Below are 4,040 nucleotides of genomic sequence, written 5' to 3' on the forward strand. Positions count from 1 at the left end.
CCCCAGTAGCCGCCCCAGTAACCGCCGCCGTAGTTGGTGGTGATCTGGTCCTGGCGATCGTCGACGATCAGGTAGGCGCGCACCGTGACGTCGCCCCTGGCGTTGCCCTGGGCCGGACGCAGGCCGCGCTGGTCGAGCTGCTGGGCGACGGCTTCGCGGATGCGTTGCTCGGTGAGGTCGCTCTTGATGCGTGGGTCGTCGGGGCGGTATTCGAAGGCGGGTTGCGACCAGCTCCAGCTACGGTAGGCGGCGAAGTCGCGGGAGCTGTCGAAGTCGCGGTCGAGCTGGGTGGTTTCGCAGGCTGCGAGGCTGAGGAGCAGGCCGAGCAGCAGGATTCGGCGGATCATGGTTTTTCTCCAGTCAGAGTTCACATCCAAGCTCAGCGCCGGATGAAAGGCAAGAGGAAACGCGGGTTTGAAGCGTCTCCACAAGTAACGTTGGCGAGCACCCGCCCTATAGGGCGCGACGGGAGAATGAAATGAATCGAAGTATTGCGATCCTGCTGCTGGGCCTGTCGCTGACCGGCTGCGTCGAGGCACGCTCGGTGGTACCGGCGGATGGCCCGGGCCCGCTGCTGGTGGCCCATCGCGCCGGCACCGCGGACTACCCGGAGAACACCCTGCTGGCGATCCGCAAGGCGCTGGACAACGGCGCCGACGCGCTATGGTTGTCGGTGCAGTTGAGCGCCGATGGCCATCCGGTGCTCTATCGCCCCGCTGACCTGGCGGTCCTGACCCAGGGCGCCGGCGCGGTCGGCCAGTCGAGCCTGGCCGAGCTGGCGCGCTTGAACGCCGGCTATATGTTCAAGGCCGAGGACGGCAGCTATCCCTACCGCCAGAAGCCGCTGCGGATTCCTACGCTGCGCCAGGCGCTGCGGGCGATCCCGCCGCAGGTGCCGGTGTTCCTCGACATGAAGTCGCTGCCGGTGGAGCCGCTGGTCGATGCCGTGGCCGGCGAGCTGGAGCGGCAGAAGGCCTGGTCGCGGGTGCGTTTCTATTCCACCGAGAAGGCCGCCAACGACTACCTGACGCAGCGCTACGCGGACCGCGCGCGACAGTTCGAAAGCCGCGATGCGACGCGCAACCGCCTGGTCGGCCTGGCCTTCGGCGAGCGCTGCGAGGCACCGCCGGCCGGCGGCACCTGGATGGGCATCGAGCTGCGCCGCGAACTGACGGTGACCGAGCGCTTCACCCTTGGTGAGTCCTCCTACAAGGTGCCGGCGGCGCAGTTGTGGACGCGCAAAGCGATGGACTGCGTGCGCCGCGAGCCGGTGAAGGTGGTGATGTTCGGCATCGAGACCGCCGAGGACTACCGCACCGCGCGCGCCCTGGGCGCCGACGCGGTGATGAGCAACTCGCCCAGGAAGATGGAGGCGATCCGCCGCCGGGTGCTCGCCGATCAGCCCGGCGGGTAGCTCGACAGCGCCCGTTTCACCGCTTCGCGCAGGGCCTTGGCCTGTTCGCTGGCGGAGTCGCCGGAGTCGAACTCGGCGCTGTTGCCCCACACCGGCTGGCCGCTGCGGGCGTCGTTCAGCTCGACGCGGACCACGGTGACCTGCACGGTGTAGCTGCGGGTCACCGGGTAGCTGGCGCCATAGCCGTACCAGGGATCGCGCCAGCCGCCGTAGTTGCCGTAGTAGCCGCCGTAGTAGTCGGTGACCTGGCGGGTGCGCAGTTCGTTGCGCAGGAACGCGCTGACCTGCAGGTCGGCCGCGCTGCCCGGCCGCGCCGGGCGCAGGCCGCGCTGGTCGAGCTGCTGGCTGACGGCGTCGCGCAACTGGTTGTCGTCCAGGCCCTGGGGAAAGCCGCTGACCCCGGCGGCGGCCCAGCTCCAGCTACGGTAGCGGGCGTAGTCGCGCGGCGCCGCCGGATAGGCCCCGGGATCGAGGCCGGGATTGGCCGCGGCGGCCGGCTGCGGCGGGTAGGGCAGGGAGCTGGCACGGTAGGGATTGTCGCCCTGGCAGGCACCGAGGGCGGCCAGGCTGGCGAGTAACGGCAGGATCAACAGTCGCGATTGCATGCTCGACGCTCCGTGGCCGCGCTACGTCGGCGGCCCTTGCAGGCTCAGACTGCATTCTGCGCCTTTCATTGCGGGCGGCACAGCCAGTGCAGGTAGCGGCCAAGCCCGGCAAAGGCCGGGTGGCGGCGGTAGGCCAGTTCCATTTCCACCAGGTCGAGCCGTTCGGCCTTGGCCTGGAACTCGCTCGGCATGTAGTCGTGGAACACCCGCACGCCGCTGCGCGCCTCGATGCGCCAACGCGCTGCCAGCGCCTGTTCCAGCTCGCGCGGGTCGAGCGGGCGCTGCGGGGTCAGGCTCTGCCCCTCGCCAGCGAAGCGTTCCTTGCGCAGCTTGCGGAAGTGGCCCTTGAGCAGGTTGCGGTAGATCAGCGCGTCGCGATTGTAGAAGGCCAGCGACAGCCAGCCGCCGGGTGCGCAGAGTTGGTGCAGCACCGGCAGGATCGCATGGGGTTCGGCCAGCCACTCGAGCACGGCGTGGCAGAGCACCAGGTCGTAGGGCTCGGTGAGCTGGCCGAGCAGTTCCTGCCAGGGCGCCTGGATGAATTCGGCGGCCTGCCCGGCTTCGGCGAAGCGCTGGCGGGCGCCGTCGAGCATGGGTTGCGCTGGCTCGGCGAGGGTTACGCGGTGGCCGCGAGCGGCCAGCCAGAGCGACATGTGGCCGAGCCCGGCGCCGATGTCGAGGACCCGCAGAGGTCGCTCCGGGAGGGCCTCGGCGAGGTCGGCCTGGAGTACCGCGAGGCGGATCGCACCCTTGGCGCCGCCATAGATCTTTTCGGCGAAGCGCGTCGCCAGTTCGTCGAAATGGCGGTCGCTCATGGCAGGAAGCGCCGTTCGCAGTCGGCCAGCTTGGCGCGCACCACCTGTTCCAGGTCGAGGCCGGTTTCCCCGCAGAACAGCAGCAGATAAAGGACGATGTCGCCAACTTCCTGGCCAGCGTGTTCGAGCTGCTCGGCCGACAGCGTGCGCGACTGGTCTTCCGTCAGCCACTGGAAGATCTCCACCAGTTCGGCCATCTCGACGCTGGCGGCCATGGCCAGGTTCTTCGGGCTGTGGAATTGGCGCCAGTCGTTGCGGTCGCGGATGGCGTGCAGGCGCGCGGTGAGTTCGTGCAGGTCCATGGGGGATTCTTCGCGGTGGCGGTAAGCAGCCGCATAGCTTCGGGCTTTGCGCCCGAAGCTTCAAGGCATGGCGGACCGGCGTCAGCCCTGTAGCCGGCTCCAATGCCCGGCCATGTGCGGCAGGTCGTCCTTGCCGCGCAGGCTGAACTGGCCGTCCGCCGCCGCCGCGCTGGCCAGGAGGGTGAGGCTGGCCGGCAGCAGCACTGGCTTCTGGAAGCGCACCTCGACCCGATAGCCCGAGGCTGGCAGTCGCTCGCCGAGGGCGGCCAGGCTGCGAGCCTTGTTCCACAGGCCGTGGGCGATGGCGCGGGGAAAGCCGAACAGCTTGGCGCTGGGCGCCGACAGGTGGATCGGGTTGTAGTCGCCGGCGGCACGGGCATAGCGCCGGCCGATGTCGGCGGGCGCCTTCCAGTTGTCGACCGGCTCCAGCGGCAGCGGCTCCTGCTCGGCTTTCGGCGGAATTTCGCCGGGCACCTTGACGCCGCGGCAGAGCACCTTGCTGTCGCCGACCCAGAGCAGGCCAAGCTGGTCTTCCAGGCGGGTGACGATGCTGAAGGTGGCGCCCTTGTCGTGCGGTTGCAGGTTTTCCACCGCGACGCTCACGGTGAACGGGCCGAGGCCGCCGAGCGCGCGCAGCACGTCGATGCGGTTCTCCAGGTGGACCAGGCCGAGCAGCGGGAAGGGGAAGCGCTTGTCGGTGAGCAGCGCCATCTGCAGCGGGAAGGCGAGGATGTGCGGGTAGGTCGGCGGCAGCAGGCCGTCGTCGCGGAAGCCGCAGACCTGGCGGTAGCGCTCGAGGTGCTTCGGGTCCACCGTGACCTGGCTGCGCAGGCCGCGCTCGGGCAGGGCCTTGCCGCGGATGCCGCGGCGCAGTGCGGCGCGCAGGAACAGGTATTCCAGGAGC

The 4,040-nt window shown here is 69.5% G+C and carries 6 protein-coding genes; 1 reads left to right on the forward strand and 5 read right to left on the reverse strand.

Features of this window, described 5'->3' with window-relative positions:
• On the reverse strand, positions 1 to 347 hold a 347-nt coding region (locus FFS27_RS29730; protein WP_132766286.1), incomplete at its 3' end, for a DUF4136 domain-containing protein.
• 131 nt (positions 348 to 478) lie between these two features.
• Here FFS27_RS29730 and FFS27_RS29735 point away from each other — a divergent pair.
• Positions 479 to 1,414, forward strand: coding sequence for a glycerophosphodiester phosphodiesterase family protein (locus FFS27_RS29735; protein WP_003102260.1), 936 nt, complete (start codon positions 479 to 481; stop codon positions 1,412 to 1,414).
• Here the strand turns inward: FFS27_RS29735 and FFS27_RS29740 are convergent.
• The 4 genes from FFS27_RS29740 to FFS27_RS29755 all read right to left on the reverse strand — a co-directional run bounded on the left by FFS27_RS29740 (position 1,399) and on the right by FFS27_RS29755 (position 4,036).
• Positions 1,399 to 2,019 carry a DUF4136 domain-containing protein gene (locus tag FFS27_RS29740; protein ID WP_019726931.1) on the reverse strand — a complete coding sequence of 207 codons (621 nt, stop codon included), beginning with the start codon at positions 2,017 to 2,019 and terminating at the stop codon, positions 1,399 to 1,401. The genes FFS27_RS29735 and FFS27_RS29740 overlap by 16 nt on opposite strands.
• 65 nt (positions 2,020 to 2,084) lie before the next feature.
• The gene (locus FFS27_RS29745) at positions 2,085 to 2,834 is read right to left on the reverse strand and encodes a methyltransferase domain-containing protein (protein ID WP_003111303.1); all 750 of its coding nucleotides are present in this window, start codon (positions 2,832 to 2,834) and stop codon (positions 2,085 to 2,087) included.
• Complete coding sequence (locus FFS27_RS29750) at positions 2,831 to 3,136, reverse strand: nucleotide pyrophosphohydrolase (RefSeq protein WP_003102255.1); 306 nt, start codon at positions 3,134 to 3,136, stop codon at positions 2,831 to 2,833. The genes FFS27_RS29745 and FFS27_RS29750 overlap by 4 nt, the downstream gene beginning before the upstream one ends.
• Positions 3,137 to 3,217: 81 nt before the next feature.
• On the reverse strand, positions 3,218 to 4,036 hold the full coding sequence (locus tag FFS27_RS29755; protein ID WP_137952411.1) for a MaoC family dehydratase: 819 nt from the start codon (positions 4,034 to 4,036) through the stop codon (positions 3,218 to 3,220).
• Positions 4,037 to 4,040 lie beyond the last annotated feature (4 nt).

This window comes from Pseudomonas sp. 2VD, from assembly GCF_005503585.1.
In the GTDB taxonomy this organism is placed as follows: Bacteria; Pseudomonadota; Gammaproteobacteria; order Pseudomonadales; family Pseudomonadaceae; genus Pseudomonas; species Pseudomonas aeruginosa.